Source organism: Burkholderia sp. MS455 (assembly GCF_016899445.1).
Classification (GTDB): Bacteria; Pseudomonadota; Gammaproteobacteria; order Burkholderiales; family Burkholderiaceae; genus Burkholderia; species Burkholderia pyrrocinia_C.
On sequence record NZ_CP041778.1, the window covers coordinates 2,618,155 to 2,638,066 of the forward strand.

Annotated in this window: 18 protein-coding genes; 5 read left to right on the plus strand and 13 right to left on the minus strand. The window is 66.3% G+C overall.

Annotation, left to right across the window (positions count from 1 at the left end; genetic code table 11):
* Nucleotides 1-65 precede the first annotated feature (65 nt).
* The 7 genes from FPJ27_RS16085 to FPJ27_RS16115 all read right to left on the minus strand — a co-directional run bounded on the left by FPJ27_RS16085 (nt 66) and on the right by FPJ27_RS16115 (nt 7,501).
* A complete protein-coding gene (locus FPJ27_RS16085) occupies nt 66-1,007 on the minus strand; it encodes an ABC transporter substrate-binding protein (RefSeq protein ID WP_204421785.1) in 942 nt (313 codons plus the stop codon).
* Between the two features lie 70 nt (nt 1,008-1,077).
* Entirely contained in the window at nt 1,078-2,115 is a 1,038-nt protein-coding gene (locus tag FPJ27_RS16090) for an ABC transporter permease (protein WP_175962260.1), read from the minus strand.
* 19 nt (nt 2,116-2,134) lie between these two features.
* Complete coding sequence (locus tag FPJ27_RS16095; RefSeq protein WP_204421786.1) at nt 2,135-3,673, minus strand: sugar ABC transporter ATP-binding protein; 1,539 nt, start codon at nt 3,671-3,673, stop codon at nt 2,135-2,137.
* Between the two features lie 21 nt (nt 3,674-3,694).
* On the minus strand, nt 3,695-4,471 hold the full coding sequence (locus FPJ27_RS16100; protein WP_204421787.1) for an SDR family oxidoreductase: 777 nt from the start codon (nt 4,469-4,471) through the stop codon (nt 3,695-3,697).
* Between the two features lie 67 nt (nt 4,472-4,538).
* Nucleotides 4,539-5,816 (minus strand): L-fuconate dehydratase, encoded by a 1,278-nt coding sequence (locus tag FPJ27_RS16105; protein ID WP_204421788.1) that lies wholly within the window; start codon nt 5,814-5,816, stop codon nt 4,539-4,541.
* Nucleotides 5,817-5,839: 23 nt separating this feature from the next.
* Entirely contained in the window at nt 5,840-6,682 is an 843-nt protein-coding gene (locus FPJ27_RS16110; RefSeq protein ID WP_065501325.1) for an ureidoglycolate lyase, read from the minus strand.
* 54 nt (nt 6,683-6,736) lie between these two features.
* Entirely contained in the window at nt 6,737-7,501 is a 765-nt protein-coding gene (locus FPJ27_RS16115) for an SDR family oxidoreductase (RefSeq protein ID WP_072441916.1), read from the minus strand.
* Nucleotides 7,502-8,166: 665 nt separating this feature from the next.
* On the opposite strand from FPJ27_RS16115, the gene FPJ27_RS16120 reads away from it, so the two are divergent.
* The 3 genes from FPJ27_RS16120 to FPJ27_RS16130 all read left to right on the plus strand — a co-directional run bounded on the left by FPJ27_RS16120 (nt 8,167) and on the right by FPJ27_RS16130 (nt 10,128).
* On the plus strand, nt 8,167-8,457 hold the full coding sequence (locus FPJ27_RS16120) for a DUF3331 domain-containing protein (RefSeq protein WP_034180711.1): 291 nt from the start codon (nt 8,167-8,169) through the stop codon (nt 8,455-8,457).
* A gap of 167 nt (nt 8,458-8,624) precedes the next feature.
* On the plus strand, nt 8,625-9,611 hold the full coding sequence (locus FPJ27_RS16125; RefSeq protein ID WP_204421789.1) for an oxidoreductase: 987 nt from the start codon (nt 8,625-8,627) through the stop codon (nt 9,609-9,611).
* Nucleotides 9,612-9,825: 214 nt separating this feature from the next.
* The gene (locus FPJ27_RS16130) at nt 9,826-10,128 is read left to right on the plus strand and encodes a DUF4148 domain-containing protein (RefSeq protein ID WP_096473632.1); all 303 of its coding nucleotides are present in this window, start codon (nt 9,826-9,828) and stop codon (nt 10,126-10,128) included.
* 200 nt (nt 10,129-10,328) lie between these two features.
* Here FPJ27_RS16130 and FPJ27_RS16135 read toward each other — a convergent pair whose 3' ends face one another.
* The 6 genes from FPJ27_RS16135 to FPJ27_RS16160 all read right to left on the minus strand — a co-directional run bounded on the left by FPJ27_RS16135 (nt 10,329) and on the right by FPJ27_RS16160 (nt 16,051).
* Nucleotides 10,329-11,534: a TauD/TfdA family dioxygenase gene (locus FPJ27_RS16135; RefSeq protein WP_204421790.1), complete on the minus strand. Its 1,206-nt coding sequence runs from the start codon at nt 11,532-11,534 to the stop codon at nt 10,329-10,331.
* A gap of 22 nt (nt 11,535-11,556) precedes the next feature.
* Nucleotides 11,557-12,513 carry an alpha/beta hydrolase gene (locus FPJ27_RS16140; RefSeq protein ID WP_204421791.1) on the minus strand — a complete coding sequence of 319 codons (957 nt, stop codon included), beginning with the start codon at nt 12,511-12,513 and terminating at the stop codon, nt 11,557-11,559.
* A gap of 28 nt (nt 12,514-12,541) precedes the next feature.
* Entirely contained in the window at nt 12,542-13,030 is a 489-nt protein-coding gene (locus tag FPJ27_RS16145; protein ID WP_072441924.1) for a thioesterase family protein, read from the minus strand.
* A 10-nt stretch (nt 13,031-13,040) separates the two neighbouring features.
* A complete protein-coding gene (locus FPJ27_RS16150; RefSeq protein WP_072441925.1) occupies nt 13,041-14,006 on the minus strand; it encodes an L-carnitine dehydrogenase in 966 nt (321 codons plus the stop codon).
* Nucleotides 14,007-14,088: 82 nt separating this feature from the next.
* Nucleotides 14,089-15,018: a 3-keto-5-aminohexanoate cleavage protein gene (locus tag FPJ27_RS16155; protein WP_174417569.1), complete on the minus strand. Its 930-nt coding sequence runs from the start codon at nt 15,016-15,018 to the stop codon at nt 14,089-14,091.
* A 79-nt stretch (nt 15,019-15,097) separates the two neighbouring features.
* Nucleotides 15,098-16,051 (minus strand): choline ABC transporter substrate-binding protein, encoded by a 954-nt coding sequence (locus FPJ27_RS16160; protein ID WP_072441929.1) that lies wholly within the window; start codon nt 16,049-16,051, stop codon nt 15,098-15,100.
* 707 nt (nt 16,052-16,758) lie between these two features.
* Between FPJ27_RS16160 and FPJ27_RS16165 the strand changes: the two genes are divergently transcribed.
* Nucleotides 16,759-18,339, plus strand: coding sequence for an isocitrate lyase (locus FPJ27_RS16165; RefSeq protein ID WP_072441931.1), 1,581 nt, complete (start codon nt 16,759-16,761; stop codon nt 18,337-18,339).
* Between the two features lie 254 nt (nt 18,340-18,593).
* On the plus strand, nt 18,594-19,538 hold the full coding sequence (locus FPJ27_RS16170; protein ID WP_072441933.1) for a GlxA family transcriptional regulator: 945 nt from the start codon (nt 18,594-18,596) through the stop codon (nt 19,536-19,538).
* The last annotated feature ends 374 nt before the right edge of the window (nt 19,539-19,912 follow it).

Sequence of the window (19,912 nt, forward strand, 5' to 3'; positions counted from 1 at the left end):
GCCACTCGCCGCCGCGTTCGCCGCGCCCGCTACCCGCCGCGGGCGGCGACGCCATGACACGGCAATCAGTCGTACAACGCCGCCGCGACCTTCGGATCGTCGATATTTGTCTTGTCGTACCAATAGAAACCGGTATCGATGACCTTCGGCAGCTTCTCGCCCTTGATCGCCTTCACGGCCGCCTCGACCGTCTTGTAGCCGATCCCGACCGGGTTCTGCGTGATCGCGCCGGCCATCAGCCCGCTGCGGATCGCGTCCTTCTGCTGCTTGCCGGAATCGTAGCCGACGATCACGACCTTGCGCTTCATCTCGCGCACGCCGTTGACCACGCCGATCGCCGAGCCTTCGTTGGTGCCGAACAGGCCCTTGAGCTTCGGATACCCCTGCAGGATCGACTTCGTCACCTCGGTCGACTTCAGCTGGTCGCCTTCGCCGTACTGCACGGTCACGACCTTCACCTTCGGGTGCGCCGACTTCATGCGTTCGAGAAAGCCGTCGCGGCGGTCGATGCCGGTGCGGCTCGTCTGGTCATGCGCGACCACGGCCACCTCGCCTTCGTCGCCGATCAGCGCGGCGAGCTTGTCGGCAGCCAACGACGCGGCGGCCTTGTTGTTGGTCGCGGCGGTCGTCACCGGGATGTCGCTGTCGACGCCCGAGTCGAACGCGATCACCGGAATCTTCTCGGCCTGCGCCTTCTTCAGCAACGGCAGCGCGGCCTTGCTGTCGAGCGCCGCGAAACCGAGCGCGGCCGGCTTCTTCGCGATCGCGGCCGACAGCATGTCGATCTGCTTGTCGACCATCGCCTCGGTCTCGGGCCCTTCGAACGTCACCTTCACCTTGTAGTCCTTCGCGGCCTGCATCGCGCCCGATTTCACGGCCTGCCAGAATTGATGCTGGAAGCCCTTCGAGATCAGCGGGATGTAGGTTTCCTGCGCCTGCGCGCCGGCCGTCACGCCGACGGCGAACGTCAGCCCGACGATCGCGTTCAACACCTTGCTCCTGATCACTTCGCGTCTCCTTGGTTGGTATCTGCTGGGATGCCGGCCGGGCCGGCGGTGAAGCGGATGCTCTTGCGCGTCAGCGGCGGCGCCGGCGCAGGATGTCGACGTAGACGGCGAGGATGATGATCACGCCCGTCACGACCGTCTGCCATTCCTGCGCGACCGACATGATGCGCAGGCCGTTGGTCAGCACGCTCATGATGAACGCGCCGATGATGGTGCCGACGATGCTGCCCGCGCCGCCCGACAGCGACGTGCCGCCGATCACGACGGCCGCGATCGCATCGAGCTCGTAGCCCTGCCCGAGCGCGGGCTGCGCGGAATTCAGCCGCGACGCGATCAGGAGCCCGGCGATCCCGCACACCGCGCCGCTGAATGTGTAGACCGCGATCTTCCACGCGTCGACGTTCACGCCGGACAACCGCAGCGCTTCCTCGTTGCTGCCGAGCGCGAACGTGTAGCGGCCGAAGATCGTCCGGTTCAGCACGATCGATGCGCCGACCGCGACGAGAAACAGGATCAGCACCGCGTTCGGAATCGGCAGCGCGGGAATCAGGTTGCCGATCAGCGAATCCTGCGCAATCGACGTGAAGCCCGGCGTGTCGTTGAAATAGATCGGCCGCGTGCCCGAGATCACGAGCGACAGCCCCTTGAGCAGCATCATCATGCCGAGCGTCGCGATGAACGGCGGCACCTTCATCTTCGCGATCACGAAGCCCGACACGCAGCCGGACAGCGCGCCGAAGCACAGCGCGGCCAGGATCCCGAGCGGCAGCGGCATCCCCCACTTCGTCAGCACGACGCCGGCCATCACCGCGCAGAACGTCATCAGCGTGCCGACCGACAGGTCGATGCCAGACGTGATGATCACGTACGTACAGGCGACGGCCAGCACGCCGTTCACGGCGGTTGCCTGCAGGATCGTGACGAGGTTGTCGACTTCGAGGAAGTTCGGCGACGCGATGCTGAAGAACACGATCAGCAGCACGAGGCTCGCGAACGCGAGCAGCTTCTGCCGCGCGGCCGGGTTGAAGAAGCGGGCGCGGAAGCCGGATGCGCCGGCCGGCGAATCGCCGGAAGCGAGGGGCGGAACGGGATGCGTATCGTTGGACATGATCGGGTAAGCGTCTGAATCAGGACAATACGGTCGACTCGCGCTGCGTCGCGAGCTGCATGATCTTTTCCTGCGTGGCGTCGGCCGCGCGCAATTCGCCGGTCACGCGGCCTTCGCACATCACGAGAATCCGGTGGCTCATGCGCAGCACCTCGGGCAGTTCCGACGAGATCATCACGATCGCCTTGCCGTCGGCGGCGAGCGCGTCGAGCAGCTTGTAGATCTCGCTTTTCGCGCCGACGTCGATGCCGCGCGTCGGCTCGTCGAAGAACAGGATGTCGCAGTCGCGCAGCAGCCACTTCGCGATCACGATCTTCTGCTGGTTGCCGCCCGACAGCAGCCGCGCGGGCTGCGCGACCGACGGCGTGCGGATCGCGAGCTGCCGCACGTACGCCTGTGCGGTGTCGCGCATCTTGCGCGCATCGAGAAACAAGCCGCGGCGCACGAAGCGCCGCATGCTCGACAGCGCGATGTTGTTCTGCACGTCCATCCCGACCGCGAGCCCGAAGTGCTTGCGATCCTCGGACAGGTAGCCGATCCCGTGCGCGACCGCGTCGGCCGGCGTGCGGATCGTCACGGTCTTGCCGTGCACGCGGATCTCGCCCGCGTCGACCGGGTCCGCACCGAACACCGCGCGCGCGACCTCGGTGCGGCCCGCGCCCATCAGCCCCGCGAAGCCGAGGATCTCGCCGCGCCGCAGCGTGAAGCCGACGTCGCGAATCGCGCGGCCGCGCGACAACCCGCGCACTTCGAGCGCGACGTCGTTCGCGGACGTATCGGGCGGCGTGCGGTGCTCCGCATCGAGCTGGCGGCCGACCATCATCGCGATGATCGCGTCCATCGACGTTTCCGCCATCGGCACGGTCGCGACGTACTTGCCGTCGCGCATCACGGTCACGCGATCGGCGATCTGGCGCAGTTCGTCCATCTTGTGCGAGATGTAGACGATGCCGACGCCGTGCGCGCGCAAATCGCGGATGATGCGGAACAGCTCGGCGATCTCCGCGTTGTTGAGCGCGGCGGTCGGCTCGTCCATGATCAGCACGCGCGAGTCGAACGACAGCGCCTTCGCGATCTCGACCATCTGCTGCTTCGCGACCGTCAGCCGGCCGACCGGCGTGCGCGGGTCGAGATCGAGCCGCATCCGCGCGAAGATCGCGGCCGCGTCGCGATTCAATTTGTCTTCGTCGACGAACACGCCGAAGCGGCCGCGCGGCTCGCGGCCGATGAAGATGTTCTGCGCGACGCTCAGGTGGTTCATCAGGTTCAGTTCCTGATGGATGATGCCGATCCCGAGCGCCTGTGCAGCGCGCGGATCGGCGATCTCCACCGCGCGGCCCTCCATCAGGATTTCGCCGTCGTCGCGCTGATACACGCCCGCGAGGATCTTCATCAGCGTCGATTTGCCGGCGCCGTTCTCGCCCATCAGCGCATGCACTTCGCCGGCATGCAGGTCGAAACGGCAGTCGTCGAGCGCCTGTACGCCCGGAAAGCGCTTGCCGATGCCGCTCAACGCAATCAGCGGCGGTGCGGCGTTCAGGTTCGGGTCGGGTTGCATGGGGTCGGGGTTCCGGTGCATTCAGCCGATCGCGCGGTCGAGATGCGTATAACCGCCATCGACGAACAGCCACTGGCCCGTCGTGTGCGATGCGCGCGCCGACAGCAGGAACACGGTCGTATCGGCGATCTCGTCGGCCGTCGTGAAGCGCTTGCCGAGCGGCACCTTGCCGGCGATTTCGGCGAGCTTCGCATCGGGATCGTCGAAGCCGGCGAGCCAGTTCCTGTAAAGCGGCGTCATCACCTCGGCCGGGATCACCGCGTTCACGCGCACGCCGTCGTCGCGCAACGCGACGGCCCATTCGCGCGTCAACGCGAGCTGCGCGCCCTTCGACGCGCAATAGCCGCTCGTGTTGCCCTGCCCGGTGACCGCCGTCTTCGACGAGATGTTGACGATCGCGCCGCGCGCCGCCTTCAGGTGCGGCACGCAGTAGTGCGCCATCACGTAGTAGTGGATCAGGTTGCGTTCGAGCGACGCGACGAATGCGTCGCGCCCGGCGTCGAGGCCGATGCTGTCGTTGATGCCCGCGTTGTTGACGAGGCCGTCGATGCGGCCGAAACGCGCGACGGTCTGCGCGACCGCATCGCGGCATTGCACGTCGTCCTGCAGTTCGACCGACACGCACGCGGCGTGCGGCTGCCTCTGTACAAGCTCGCGCCAGAACGCGTCGTCGGGCGTGTGGCGCGCGAACACCACCGGAATCGCGCCTTCGCCGGCGAGCCGCATCGAGATCGCGGCGCCGATGCCCGAGGCACCGCCGGTCACGATCACGACCTTGTCTTGCAGGTTCAAATCCACTTCGCGTCTCCGTCGTTCATGTTGTCGCCGCGCACGACGCGCGTCGTGCAACGTGCGTCGCCGTGCTTCAGCCGCGGAACAGGTACTGCTCCAGCGATTCGGGCTTCATCTCGATCGAGAAACCGGGCGCCGTCGGCGGCATGTAGGCCGCGCCGCGCACCACGCACGGCTCGACGAAATGCTCGTGCAGGTGATCGACGTATTCGGTCACGCGCCCTTCCTTCGTGCCGGAAATGCACACGTAGTCGATCATCGACAGGTGCTGCACGTACTCGCACAACCCGACGCCGCCCGCATGCGGGCACACGGGCAGCCCGTACTTCGCGGCCATCAGCATCACCGCGAGAATCTCGTTCACGCCGCCGAGCCGGCACGCGTCGATCTGCACGACGTCGATCGCGCCGCGCGCGATGAACTGCTTGAACAGCACGCGGTTCTGGCACATCTCGCCGGTCGCGACCTGCACGGGCGCGATCGCCTTGCGGATCTTGCGATGCCCTTCGACGTCGTCGGGGCTCGTCGGCTCCTCGATGAACCACGGCCGCGCGAACGCGAGCTCGCGCACCCAGTCGATCGCCTCGTCGACTTCCCACACCTGGTTCGCATCGATCATCAGCTTGCGCTCGGGGCCGATCACCTCGCGCGCGATCGTCACGCGGCGGATGTCGTCCTCGAGGTTCGCGCCGACCTTCAGCTTCACGTAGTCGAACCCCGCGTCGACGGCCTCGCGGCACAGCCGGCGCAGCTTGTCGTCGCTGTAGCCGAGCCAGCCGGCCGACGTCGTGTAGCACGGGTAGCCGTCGCGCTCCAGCGTCGCGATCCGCGCGGCCTTGCCGGGCGCCTGCCGGCGCAGCAGGTCGAGCGCTTCGTCCGGCGTCAGGCAGTCGGTCAGGTAGCGGAAGTCGATCGCGCGCACCAGCTCCTCAGGGCTCATGTCGGCGACGAGCCGCCACAGCGGCTTGCCCTCCGCCTTCGCCCACAGATCCCACACCGCGTTGACGACGGCGCCGGTCGCCAGGTGGATCGCGCCCTTGTCGGGGCCGATCCAGCGCAACTGGCTGTCCGACGTGACGTGCCGCCAGAAGCGGCCCATGTCCTCGCGGATCCAGTCGAGGTCGAGGCCGACGACGAGGTGGCGCATCGCGTCGATCGCCGCGCAGCAGATTTCGTTGCCGCGCCCGATGGTGAACGTGAGCCCGTGACCTTCGAGCCCGTCGCGGTCGGTTTCGAGCACGACGTAGGCCGCCGAATAATCGGGGTCCGGATTCATCGCATCGGAGCCGTCGAGCTGGCGCGAGGTCGGAAAGCGCACGTCGAGGACGCGCATCGATCGAATGATAGGCATGACGAACCGTCCGTTAAAGGAAATCAGGCCTGCACGGTGCGCTGGCGCTGCTCGCCGAGCCCGTCGATGCCGAGCGTGATCACCTGCCCGGCGCGCAGGTAGACGGGCGGCTTCTGCCCGAGGCCGACGCCCGGCGGCGTGCCGGTGGAAATCACGTCGCCCGGCTGCAGGCTCATGAAGCGGCTCAGGTAGCTGATCAGGTGCGGCACGCGGAACACCATCGTCGCGGTCGAGCCGTTCTGGTAGCGGTGGCCGTCGACGTCGAGCCACAGCCGCAGCGCGTGCGGATCGGGCACTTCGTCGGCCGTCACGAGCCACGGGCCGAGCGGCCCGAACGTGTCGTTGCCCTTGCCCTTGTCCCACGTGCCGCCGCGTTCGAGCTGGTATTCGCGCTCCGACACGTCGTTCACGACGCAGTAGCCGGCGACGTGCGACAGCGCGTCGGCTTCGTCGATATAGCGGCCGCCCCGGCCGATCACCACGCCGAGCTCGACTTCCCAGTCGGTCTTCTCCGAGCCGCGCGGGATCTCGACGTCGTCGTTCGGCCCCGAGATCGCGCTCGTCCACTTGCCGAACACGACGGGCTCCTTCGGTACCTCCATCCCCGATTCGGCCGCGTGATCGGAATAGTTGAGCCCGATGCAGATGAACTTGCCGACGCGCCCGACGCACGCGCCGAGCCGCGGCGTGCCTTCGACGAGCGGCAGCGACGACGGCGGAATGTCGCGCAGCCGCGCGAGCGAGGCCGGCGACAGCGCGTCGCCGGCGATGTCGTCGATCACGCCGGACAGGTCGCGGATGTGGCCCTGCGCATCGAGCAGGCCCGGTTTTTCATGGTGTTTGTCGCCAAATCTCAGCAGTTTCATATCGTCTGAACCGAAACGGAAAGTGAATGGGAAGGCGCGGTCAGCTTGACACGGTCAGTTTGACCAGCCGCCGTCGATCAGGTGAATGGCGCCGGTGGTAAATGCGGACTCGTCGGATGCCAGATAGGTTGCCAGCGCGGCGATCTCGTCCGCCGTACCGACGCGCCCCATCGGCTGGCGCGCGACAAAGGCGGCGCGCACCGCGTCGATGGTCGTGTTCTGCGTCCGCGCCTGCTCGGCGATACGGGCCTCGAGCGAAGGCGACTCGACCGTGCCGGGGCAGATCGCGTTGCAACGAATGCCTTGACCGACAAAATCGGCGGCCACCGCCTTGGTCAGGCCGATCACGGCCGCCTTGGTGGTGCCGTACACGAAGCGGTTCGGCACGCCCTTCACGCTCGACGCGGCCGACGACATGTTGACGATCGACGCGCCGCCCGCCGCGAGCATCGCGGGCAGCAGCGTGCGGATCAGCCGGTACATCGACGTGACGTTCAGGTTCAGCGAAAACGCCCACGCGTCGTCGTCGCAGTCGAGGATCGAGCCGTGATGCACGTAGCCCGCGCAGTTGAACAGCACGTCGAACGCGCGTTCGCTCGCGGCGAGCGCCGCGACGTCGTTCGCGTCGGTGACGTCGAGCCGCCGCGTGGTCAGCCGGCCGCCCGCGCGTTCGGCGTCGGCCGCGAGCCGCACGAGCGCGGCTTCGTTGATGTCGGTCGCCAGCACGTCGGCACCCTCGCTTGCGAACCGCAGCGCGGTCGCGCGGCCGATGCCCTGCCCGGCCGCCGTCACCAGCGCCCGCTTGCCCTGCAATCTCATGAGCACCTCTCCCGTAAAAGCCGGCCGCCAGTCGGCCGATTGGCACAAAGGACTAAAGGTCCAACCAATCATAGGGAGTGATCGCGCGTTTGTCACGAATTTGGGATTCAGTATTTACCCGGGCAGGTAAATCCGGCGGATGGACAAGAATCCGGTGCTCGACCGGCCATGGCAGCGCGCTTTCGGATTCACGCAGGCCCAATGCCGGCGGGCTTCTCGGCCGGTTTTTCGCACACGCCCGGCGCGGTTGCCGCGCCAAACTGGCAAAAAAGTCATGTTCGCGTCAGGGTCTCAACGGGATGCACGCGCCATCATGGCGTTGCCGGACCGCGCTTCCGATACATCGCCTCCCCGCCCGCGTTCGATCCCTGCGGGCACTCCGTCCCCCGGCGATGTATTCCGTGTCTGGGCGAGCAGACACGGCGCGCGGGCCGATTTTCCGCCCCGGACTTTCCGTCCGGGGCGTTTTTGTCCGTGGATCCCCAGAAAAATGAGCGTGGATTGTTTCTAAATCGGCAAAAGGTAATTTGAGCCAGACAGGATGTTTTTTCCGGTCACAGACGCTTACATTTAGCGCACCACTCATGGAACCCGCTACGGATTCGCCATCGGGTAGTGACATCCACTGCCACGACCGAACCGCACGAGCTTTAGGAAACGGCAAAATGAAGGCCTCCCAATCCCTGCCTGTGCTCGATCCCCCCGACGTCCACGTCGAAATCCTCGAACAGTCCGATACGCTGCTCGTCGTCCGCTGGGTCGAACCCGGCCGCTGTCACTACGGCGAACAGCGCTGGCGCCGCCGCTTCGCGCAGCGCACCGGCACCTGCGCACTGTCGCGCCAGGTCATCCATCGCGGCGACGAAGTCTTCCGCCCGGCCGAACGCCCGGCGCCCGCGAACGCGGCCGCGATGATCTCCGCCGCCGAAGTGCTCGGCCTCGCCGGGGGCAGGTAAATCCTGCCAGCCGCGTACCGCGGCCCGCTGCACCACGCCGCGCGTCGCCCCTAGAAGCGCCGGTCTAATTCCCCTGCTTGTCTGCCACGTCCGCACGCACTATCGTTACACCACTCAATGTAACGATTACGTGCCGCGGTCGTTCGGCCGTGCCGATGGAGACAGACATGCATGCATGGAGCGCGCGCCACGTCCCGGCGCAGGGCGGCAAGGTCGCGGTCGTGACCGGCGCCAACAGCGGCCTCGGCTGGCAGCTCGCGGAAACGCTGGCCGCAAAAGGCGCGACCGTCGTGATGGGCTGCCGCGACGCCGCGCGCGCCGCGCAGGCCGTCGATGCGATCCGCCGGCTCCATCCCGATGCGCATGTCGAAGTCGATGCGCTCGACCTCGCCGATCTCGCATCGATCGAACGCTTCGCGGCCGACGTGTCCGAACGCCACGGTCGCGTCGACATCCTCTGCAACAACGCCGGCGTGATGTTCCTGCCGCTGCGGCACACGCGCGACGGCTTCGAGATGCAGTTCGGCACCAACCACCTCGGCCATTTCGCGCTGACCGGCCATTTGCTACCCGCGCTGAGCGCCGCGCGACGCGCACGCGTCGTGACGATGTCGAGCGGCTTGAACCGCGGCGGCCGGATTCGCGTCGACGACCTGCGCGCCGAGCATCGCTACAACCGTTATCTCGCCTATTGCGACAGCAAGCTCGCGAACCTCGTGTTCGCGATCGAACTGCAGCGCCGCTTCGAGCGCGCCGCGTTCGCCGGGATCAGCGTCGCCGCGCATCCCGGCTATGCGGCGACCAACCTGCAGTTCGCGGGCCCGGCGATGGACAGTTCGCCCGCCCGCGCCGCGCTGATGCGCGCCGCGAACCGTTATCTCGCGCAGCCGGCCAACCAGGGCGCACTGCCCGCGATCCACGCGGCGACATCGCCCGATCTCGCCGGCGGCGCATATATCGGGCCGTCCGGCTGGTTCGAATCGCGCGGGCTGCCGGCGCCCGCGAGCGTGCCGCGCGCGGCGCGAGACGTGACTTCGGCGGCGCTGCTGTGGGAAGCATCGGAAGCCGCGACCGGCGTGCGCTTCCTCAGCTCGGGCGCGCCGGCCGGGCGCTCGCCGGGCCGGCCGTTCGACACGGCGGCCGACGCGCACTGAACTGCGCGTCACGATCCGCAACATTCTTCATACTTATTACATCAACCGGAAAGAAAGCCGGCTGAAAGACTGATTCGGCGCGCCACTGTTACCGCCCAGGAAACAATTTATCGTCAAAATCAGCGTTTACCCTCAACCATCCGATGACTAAGATTTGATCAATCGCTTAAGACATGGTGTCGAGAGCGAACTCAATAAAACACCGGAGGTCATCATGAAATCGCTCGTTTCCGCAGTCGTTGCCGCTGTCGCCCTGTCCGCTTCGTTCGGCGCATTCGCGCAAAGCACCGTGACCCGCGCGCAAGTGAAGAACGAACTGGTCCAGCTCGAACAAGCCGGCTACAAGCCGGGCGTGTCGAGCCCGTACTACCCGAACGACATCCAGAGCGCGGAAGCGCGCGTTCATGGCGCCGACGCCAGCGGCTACGGCGCGCAACCGGCTCCGCTCGTCCACTCGGGCGCCCCGGCTGCCGCGGCGTCGTCGAACGCACGCGATTCGATCTTCTTCGGCCAGTAAGCCGACGCGCCCCCGGCGGGCGCCGCGCGTCGCGCGATGAAGCCGTATCCGGACGAGCCCCTTTGCGGGCTCGTCCTTTTTTGTGAAGCGCATACCTCCGCCGCCCGGCAGCGGGTGGCTTCGCCCGGGCGCCTGGCGTCCGGGCCTTTTTCGTCTGCGAAGCATGCGTGTGTGCAAGATGAAGCCGTGTGCGCCGCCGGTCAGCGCGGCACGGCCGCGGCAGGCACCGAACGCGACAACACACGCCACCGCGACAGCAGTTCGTCGCGATCGACATAGCAGCCCTGCAGATGCCGGCGGCCCGTCGACGGATCGAACTCGGTGCGTGCATGCAGCACACGCCGGTTGTCGAACGCCCACATGTCGCCCGCCCGCAGGCGTCGCTGCACGCGAAAACGCGGCTCGCGCGCAAGCGCGAGAAACCGCCGGTACGCGCGATAGACAGCCGCGACCGATCCAGCCGGCGCATCGAGCGGCCCGCGCAGGAAGTTCGCGACACGCACCTCGGTCACGTTGCCGCGCGCATCGAGCCCGATCACCGGCGCCGAACAGCGGTAGTCGCTGTTCGCACTCTTGTTCCAGAACTCGAACGGCGTCGACGCAAGCTGCTCGAAATCGGCCGGATGCTCGCGCCGCAGCGCGTCTGCGAGCGCGAACCCGTCGAGGAATACGCTGTCGCCGCCCGTCGCGTCGTTTGCGAGGCAATGCAGGAACTGCACGCCCGGCTGCAATTCGCGCGTCGGCAGATCGGTATGCGGCGGCAGGTTCAGCGACGTATACGCATTGCTGTCCGGCCTCGGCTTCGATTCGACGTCGAACAGCACGCCGAAATTGCTTTCGCGGATCAGGCCGATGCGGCGCGCGATCTCGTCGACACGGCCACGCTCGGCCGGCACGCCTTCGACGAGCGTCAGCCCGGTGCGCTGCAACGCGGCGAGCCACGCAAGCAATGCGCCTTCGTCCTCCATCACGTCGCGCCACGCGAACACGCCGATCGCCGTCGCATCGTCACCGGCCCACACGTGCCGCCCGTGCGCGGCCTGGCGCTCGGCGCGCGACGCGTCGTCGTACGCATGCGCGCGCAACCAGCCCGGCGACCACGCGCTGCGATGCCCGTCGTTCCACTCGACATGCAGTGCGCCGTCGGTTTCGACGTGTACGGTGAGCGCCGACAGATCCTCGCGCGCGTCGGCGATCTCGAACACCTGTTCGCGTGTGACCGCATGCACGCACGCGGAGCACGCGCAGTTGTCGCGCAGCCAGTCGAAATGGAACGACGATCGTCGCGTGTCGCTCCATTCAACGTCCACCGCTCCGTCGCCGATTGCTACCGCGGCAATGGCCGCATTGGCCGCGTCGGCGGAAAACGTCCGCCAGTCCTCGATACGGTGTTGCGCTGCCTGCATCGTTGCCTCCCGGAAACGCCCGCTACGCGTGTGGTGCGAGCAGAAACCCGCCGACCGTCCGGTGCATCCGCGCCGCCTGCGGGCTCGTCCCGAGCGCTCGCCAGCAGCCGTGCACCAGCCCCTCTCCCATCCAGTAGTGCGCAGCGCCGCCGGCCGCGCGAATCCGTTCGACGTACACGCGCGCATCGTCGCGCAGCGGATCGTGCTCGGCGCCGATCGCGAGCACGGGCGGTAAGCCGTCGAAACGCGCTGCCGCGAGCGGCACCGACGCACGCAGCAGCGGGTTGCCGTCCGTCAGTGCGTCGGACAGGCCGCCTTCCCAATACAGCGCGCGATAGCGATGAACGTCGTCGAGCGTCAGCATCGGCGCGTGCGCTTCGGTTTCGCGCGCGGGCGATTGCGGTTCGAACCCGAGCATCGGATAGACGAGCGCGATGCCGTCGATGCCGCCTTCGCCCGCATCGCGCAGTGCGGTCGCAACGGCCGCCGCGAGCATGCCGCCCGCACTGTCGCCCGCAAGCGTCAGCGGATACACGCACGGCCCGAACGGCCAGCGCGCATCGCGTGCGGCGCGTGTGACGGCAAGGCAATCTTCAAGCGCGGCCGGTGCGCGGTGTTCAGGCGCCAGCCGGTAGTCGACCGCGATCACGTCAAGCCCCGTGTCGGCCGCCAGTTGCGCGGTGATCAACGCATGGCTGTCGAGCGAGCCGACGACGAAGCCGCCGCCATGAAAAAACAGCACCGTGCCGCGCGGCGTACCGTGCGCGGCCGTGTAGCGCCGCAGTGCGATCGCGCGTCCATCGGGTACATGCCACACGACATCCTGCTGCACGATGCCGGCCGGCAGAGCCGCCGGTGTCCACTCGGCCGCGAAGCGGTCGTAGAGGCGGCGCTGCTCGTCGGGCGAGCGCGCCGCCGCGTCGGCCGGATACCACGCGTCGACGGCTGCGACGAACGCAGCGATTTCCGGTTCGAGCATCGCATGCCTCCGCGGCTGAAGATCGACGCTAGCGGCGCGGCGGCAGCCCGATCACGCGGCCCGCATACGCAGGCGCCGCGCAATCGCGCTGCAACGCATGAAGCTCGGCCACGCGCGCGGCGACGTCTTCGTCGAACGGCGCCGACTTCGCGCCGTCGCGCGTATCGACGTGCAGCAGCATCTGCTCGCTCGCCGATACCGCGTCGTCATGCCCATCCGCGAACAGTTCGAGATACAGGTGCAGCCGCTTCGCGTCGTGCGCGAGCACGCGCGCATCGACGCGCACCTGCGTGCCCTCCTTGATCTCGTGCAGGTAGTTCACGTGCGCTTCGAGCGTGTAGACCGAGCGGCCCCGCTCGCGACGCGCGGCGTCGTCGAGGCCGATGCGATCCAGCAGCGCATCGGTCGCGAAGCTGAAGATCAGCAGGTAGAACGCATCGCGCAGGTGGCCGTTGTAGTCGACCCATTCGGGCCGCACCACGTCGCGGTAAATCGTCAGCGGGGTATCGCCCGTCATCGCCTGTCCTTTAGTCCTCGAATCGCATCCCGTGCCGCGCCTTCACCGCGGCGATCGACTTCAGCACCTCGGTGATGCACTCGTCGCGATAGCGTTCGAGCTCCTTGATGCTGCGCGTGCCCTGCTGTTCGGTCGTGCCTTCGACGACGCTGTCGATCAGCGCGTCGGTGAGCGTCGGCGCGACCAGCTTCGTCCACGGCAATTCGAGCGCAGGGCCGAACTGCTGCATGAAGTGTCGCATGCCCGCGTCGCCGCCGGCCAGCGTGTAGGTCAGGAACGTGCCCATGAACGACCAGCGGATGCCCGCGCCGAAACGGATCGCGTCGTCGATCTCGCCGGTCGTCGCGACACCTTCGTTGACGAGGTGCAGCGCCTCGCGCCACAGCGCTTCGAGCAGCCGGTCCGCGATGAAGCCCGGCACTTCCTTGCGCACGTGCAGCGGCCGCATGCCGAGCTTGCGATAGATCTCCATCGCCGCTTCGACCGCTTCCGGCGACGTGCGCTCGCCGCCGAGCACCTCGACGAGCGGCAGCAGGTAGACCGGATTGAACGGATGGCCGACCACGCAGCGCTCCGGATGCGTCGCACGCGCGTAGAAATCCGTCGGCAGCAGCCCCGACGTCGACGACGCGATGATCGCGTCGGGTTTCGCCGCGCGGCTGATCTGCTCATGCAGTTCGAGCTTCAGCGCCTCGCGCTCGGGCGCGCTTTCCTGGATGAAATCGGCATCGGCGACGCACGCTTCGATCGTCGACACGAAACGCAGCCGCGCGGGATCGGCGCCCGGCGCGAGGCCGACGCGCTCGAGCGCGGGCCACGCATTCGCGACGTTCGCACGCAGCCGTTCTTCCGCGCCCGGCGCGGGGTCCCATACGACCACGTCCAAACCGTGCGCGAGCGCGCGGGAAATCCACCCGCTGCCGATCACGCCGGTGCCGATGGCGGCGAACGTCTTGATGTCGGTCTTCACAGCCATGTCAACGCATCCTTCAATTCAAGGGAAATCGGTGGGCGGCCGCGCCTGTGCGCGCCGCCGTGTCGTATCGGTCAGGAAAAACTCAAGCGAATTCGGCGATCGCACGGCGTTCGAGCGGGCGCTCGCCTCGTGCGGGCAGGCCGAGCTTGCGGCGGCCTTCGGCCGGCGTCAGCACGCGGCCGCCGAGCCGTTCGACGATCTCTCTCGCGCGCTCGACGAGCGTGCCGTTGGTCGCATGCACGCCGCGGTCGAGCCAGATGTTGTCTTCGAGGCCGACGCGCACGTGGCCGCCGAGCAGCATCGCCTGCGCGACCATCGGCATCTGCATGCGGCCGATCCCGAAGCCGGCCCAGTGCGCGCCCGGCGGCAGGTTGTCGACCATCGCCTTCATCGTGCCCGTATCGGCCGGCGCGCCCCACGGAATGCCGAGGCAAAGCTGGAACAGCGGCGGATCGTCGAGCAGCCCTTCCTTCAGCAACTGCTTCGCGAACCACAGATGGCCCGTATCGAAGATCTCCAGCTCCGGCTTCACGCCGAGCTCCTGGATGCGCTTCGCGCCGGCGCGCAACTGCGCGGGCGTCGATACGTAGATGTAGTCGCCGTCGCCGAAATTCAGCGTGCCGCAGTCGAGCGTGCAGATCTCGGGCAGCAGTTCCTCGACGTGCGCGAGACGCGTGAGGCCGCCGACCAGATCGGTGCCCTTGCCGAAACGCATCGGGTCTTCGCCCGGGCCGATCTCGAGATCGCCGCCCATGCCGGCCGTCAGGTTGATGATCACGTCGACGTCGGCCGAGCGGATGCGGTCGACCACTTCGCGGTACAGGTTCGGGTCGCGGCTGCCGCGCCCCGTCTGCGGATCGCGCACGTGGCAGTGCGCGACGGTGGCGCCGGCCTTCGCGGCTTCGATCGCGGCCGCCGCGATCTCCTTCGGCGTGACCGGAATCGCCGGATGCTTGCCGACCGTATCGCCCGCGCCGGTGACGGCGCAGGTCACGATGACTTCATGGTTCATGCTGTTTGCCTCGCTTGACTCTGGTTATTTCGCATTGCTGATATTTTTTTGGTGCACGCGTCGTGCAACGTGCAGGCCATTACAGGCCGAGATACGCCTTGACCGCCGGCAAGCCGTCCTTGCCGTCGAACGTCTTGACGCCTGCGAGCCACGGATCGAGCACCTGCGGGTTCTTCTTCAGGTAGGCCTTCGCGGCGTCGGCCGGCTTCGTCTTGTTCATCACCGACTGCATCAGCTGGTTCTCGAGCTGCGTCGAAAAACGCAGGTTCGTGACGAGCTTGCCCGCGTTCGGGCAGCGCGCGATGAAGTCGGGCGCCGTCAGCGTGTACACGCGCGCTTCGCCGTAGTTCGGGCCGAACGACGCGTCGCCGCCGGACAGGTAGTTCATACTGAGCTGGATGTTCATCGGATGCGGTTCCCAGCCGAGGAACACGACCCACTTCTTCTCGCGGATCGCACGCTCGACCGTCACCAGCATTCCGGCCTCGCTCGATTCGACCAGCTTGAAGCCGCCGAGCCCGTACTGGTTCGTGTCGATCATCTTCTGGATCGTCGCGTTCGCGCTGCTGCCCGGCTCGATCCCGTAGATCTTGCCGTCGAGTTCCGCGCGGTGCTTCGCGATGTCCTCGAAAGTCTTCAGGCCGGCCTGGTATTCGTAGCTCGGCACCGCGAGCGTCGCCTTCGCGCCGGACAGGTTCGGCGTTTCGACGACGTTGATCGACTTGCTGTCGAGGAACGGCTGGAGCTGCTTCTGCTGCACGGGCCACCAGTAGCCGAGCGACACGTCGAGCTGCTTGCTCTTCAGGCCGGCGAACGAGATCGGCACCGACGCGATCGTCGTGGTCGGCTTGTAGCCGAGCGCCTCGAACACGGTCGACGCGAGCGCCGTGGTCGACGTGATGTCGGTCCAGCCGATATCCGCGAAACGCACGGTGCGGCAGGTCGCGGCATCCGTTTCGGCACGCGCCGCGTTCGTGAACGCGGCGGTCGCCAGCACGGCCGCGACAAGCGCGGCGATCTTCGTCGACTTCATGGTTCGGTTCCTCCCGGTGGGACTCGTCGCAGCCGGTGCGCGGGGTGTGCGCCGGCCTGCATCGTGGGAGTAAAAGTAACGAGCCATATTGGCCGCGAAAAGACCGGCGGCGACCTGTTCTTGACTATTTGCGACTATGAGTGGAAACCACTAGTGTTTTGGAGAGGCTTATTGGATGGGGTTTTGCCGCGTGTTTTGGGTGAAACTGGCTTGTCTACATGCGGCGCGAGGCTTTCGATTCCGCTGGGAAGGGGCGGGATGCCGATGCGGCTTCGGGCTCGAAGCTGGAGCTGCCCGGATGAATTGACCAGGTCGGCCCGGCGACTTCCACAGCGCGCTTGATCGTACGTTGGAAAGCCGTCCGTCCGTTCGTAGAAACAGACGCCTACACGATCATCCCGCGAGCAATCGTTGCTCGAACCATCGTGCCTGCCCTTCCTCCAGCAACCGAAAGGCCGTTTCACATTGCGGAACTCGCGTCGAATTCCCGCGGCATCCCTTTTTCGCCGCTTGAAAACTTGTTTTGCATCGCAAAAATCGCAACGCATCCCATTGAAAAACAAGGGAAAATTATGTCTTATGTCTTATATAAGACATCACCCAAAGCGCATCGGGCGGCGCTACTATTCAGTCATGCAGTTCGCTTCGACATACGGAGCCCACGCTCAACCATTTACTCAAACGCGCTTTGCTCTCAGGAGATTGACATGACCCAGTATCAAGACGACATCAAGGCAGTTGCCGGTTTGAAAGAAAACCACGGCAGCGCGTGGAATGCCATCAGCCCCGAGTATGCCGCCCGCATGCGTGCCCAGAACAAGTTCAAGACGGGTCTGGACATCGCGAAGTACACCGCCAAGATCATGCGCGCAGACATGGCCGCTTACGATGCCGACCCGGCGAAGTACACGCAGTCGCTCGGCTGCTGGCACGGTTTCATCGGCCAGCAGAAGATGATCTCCATCAAGAAGCACTTCAACAGCACCGAACGCCGCTACCTTTATCTGTCCGGCTGGATGGTGGCCGCGTTGCGCTCCGAGTTCGGCCCGCTGCCGGACCAGTCGATGCATGAAAAAACCTCCGTCAGCGCGCTGATCCGCGAGCTGTACACGTTCCTGCGCCAGGCCGATGCCCGTGAGCTGGGCGGCCTGTTCCGCGAGCTGGATGCAGCCGAAGGCGCTGCGAAGGCCGCCATCCAGGAAAAAATCGACAACCACGTGACGCACGTCGTGCCGATCATCGCCGACATCGACGCGGGTTTCGGCAACGCGGAAGCCACGTACCTGCTGGCCAAGCAGTTCATCGAAGCGGGCGCATGCTGCATCCAGATCGAAAACCAGGTGTCCGACGAGAAGCAGTGCGGCCACCAGGACGGCAAGGTCACCGTGCCGCACGAGGACTTCCTCGCGAAGATCCGCGCGATCCGCTACGCGTTCCTGGAACTGGGCGTGGACGACGGCATCATCGTGGCCCGCACCGACTCGCTGGGCGCCGGCCTGACCAAGCAGATCGCCGTGACCAGCACGCCGGGCGACCTGGGCGACCAATACAACTCGTTCCTCGATTGCGAAGAACTGTCGGCCGACCAACTGGGCAACGGTGACGTCGTCATCAAGCGCGACGGCAAGCTGCTGCGTCCGAAGCGCCTGCCGAGCAACCTGTTCCAGTTCCGCGCCGGCACGGGCGAAGCACGCTGCGTGCTGGATTGCGTCACCGCACTGCAGAACGGTGCCGACCTGCTGTGGATCGAAACCGAAAAACCGCATATCGCACAGATCGGCGGCATGGTCAGCGAGATTCGCAAGGTCATCCCGAACGCGAAGCTGGTGTACAACAACAGCCCGTCGTTCAACTGGACGCTGAATTTCCGCCAGCAGGCGTATGACGCGATGAAGGCCGAGGGCAAGGACGTGTCGGCATACGACCGCGCGCAGCTGATGAGCGTGGAATACGATCAGACCGAACTGGCGGCGCTCGCTGACGAGAAGATCCGCACGTTCCAGGCAGATGCATCGCGCGAAGCCGGTATCTTCCACCACCTGATCACGCTGCCGACGTACCACACCGCCGCGCTGTCGACCGACAACCTGGCCAAGGAATACTTCGGCGACCAGGGCATGCTGGGTTATGTGGCCGGCGTGCAGCGCAAGGAAATCCGTCAGGGCATCGCCTGCGTGAAGCACCAGAACATGTCCGGCTCGGACATCGGCGACGACCACAAGGAATATTTCAGCGGCGAAGCGGCGCTGAAGGCGGCGGGTAAGGACAACACGATGAACCAGTTCTGATACCGGTCATACCCGAAGCGAAACGCCAGCCCAGCCGGGTTGGCGTTTTTTTTCATTCGGGAAGTCGTTCCGGCGAACTTCCGTCGATCACCGCGCGCCGGTCGGGGCGCGCCGCAAAACGCGCTGAAGACGAGCAAAACCCGCGATAATCTCCCACTGACTGTTCGGCGCCTGCGAGCCGGCCGCGGCGTGTGCCCGTCCGTTCGCAATCCCGTGCGATGTGCGACGACCACCGGATTCCATCCCCTGCCCCGATGCCCGAGGATTTCCACTTCCTGCTGCTGCCCGGCTTCTCCGCGCTCGGCTTCATGTCCGCGGTCGAGCCGCTGCGCGTCGCGAACCGCTTCCGCACCGAGCTTTACCGCTGGCACGTGATCAGCGCCGACGGTGCGCCGGTCGCCGCGAGCAACGGCATCCCCGTCGCCGCCGAAGCCGCGTGCGCGGACATCGCGCAGGTCGATACGGTGTTCGTCGTCGCGGGCTTCGATCCGCTCGTGTGTTACACGCGCGCGCTCGGCGACTGGCTGCGCCGCCAGCACCGGCACGGCGCGACGCTCGGCGGCATCGACACGGGCAGCTTCGTGCTCGCGGAAGCCGGGCTGTTCGACGCGTCGCAGCCGCTGACGCTGCACTGGGAAGCGCTGGCCGCGTTCCGCGAGCGCTATCCGGGCCTGAACGCCACGCAGGAGCTGTTCGAGATCGACGACCGGCGCATCACGTGCGCGGGCGGCACCGCGTCGATCGACATGATGCTCGACCTGATCGGGCGCCGGCACGGCGCCGATCTCGCGGCCGCGATCTCCGAGCAGTTCGTCGTCAGCCGCATCCGGCAGCGCTCGGACAGCCAGCGGCTCGAGATCGCCGCGCGCTACGGCGTGCACAACCGCAAGCTGATCCAGGTGATCGGCACGATGCAGCAGCACATGGAAAATCCGCTCGGCTCCGACGCGCTCGCGCAGGACGTATCGATCACGCGACGCCAGCTCGAACGGCTGTTCAGCGCGACGCTGAACGATACGCCGACGCATTTCTACCTGAACCTGCGCCTCGATCGTGCGCGCGAACTGCTGCAGCAGACCGACATGAGCATCACATCGGTGTGCGTCGCGTGCGGATTCGAATCGCCGTCGCATTTCTCGCGCACGTATCGCGCGCGGTTCGGCTTGAGCCCGCGCAGCGACCGGCGCGCGACGCGCTGATCGTCGCGGGTTTTAATCACAATCCTGCGCGGAATTGCGCGTTCCGACGGCGTTTCCCGCCGCTCGCTGAACAATGCCGGCGATCGATCGACGGACCGAAGCGATCGTCGAAAATAATTTGCAATGTCGCCGAAAATATTCTGTAACATACCTCGCAATTAGATAGGCAGCCTAACGAGACGAGAGACTGGATTCGACGCACGTCGATCCGCGCAAGGCTGCCGGCCGATATCCAACCGATATCAGTATCGATCCGAGGGGTCTGACATGACGATGCTCGCTTCGCCGTCGCCGAACCTGCCTGCCGTTCGCTTCCTCACCCCTGCTCCCGCCTGTTTCTTCTCGACCTGACATTTAGGTTTCCTTAGTCAGTC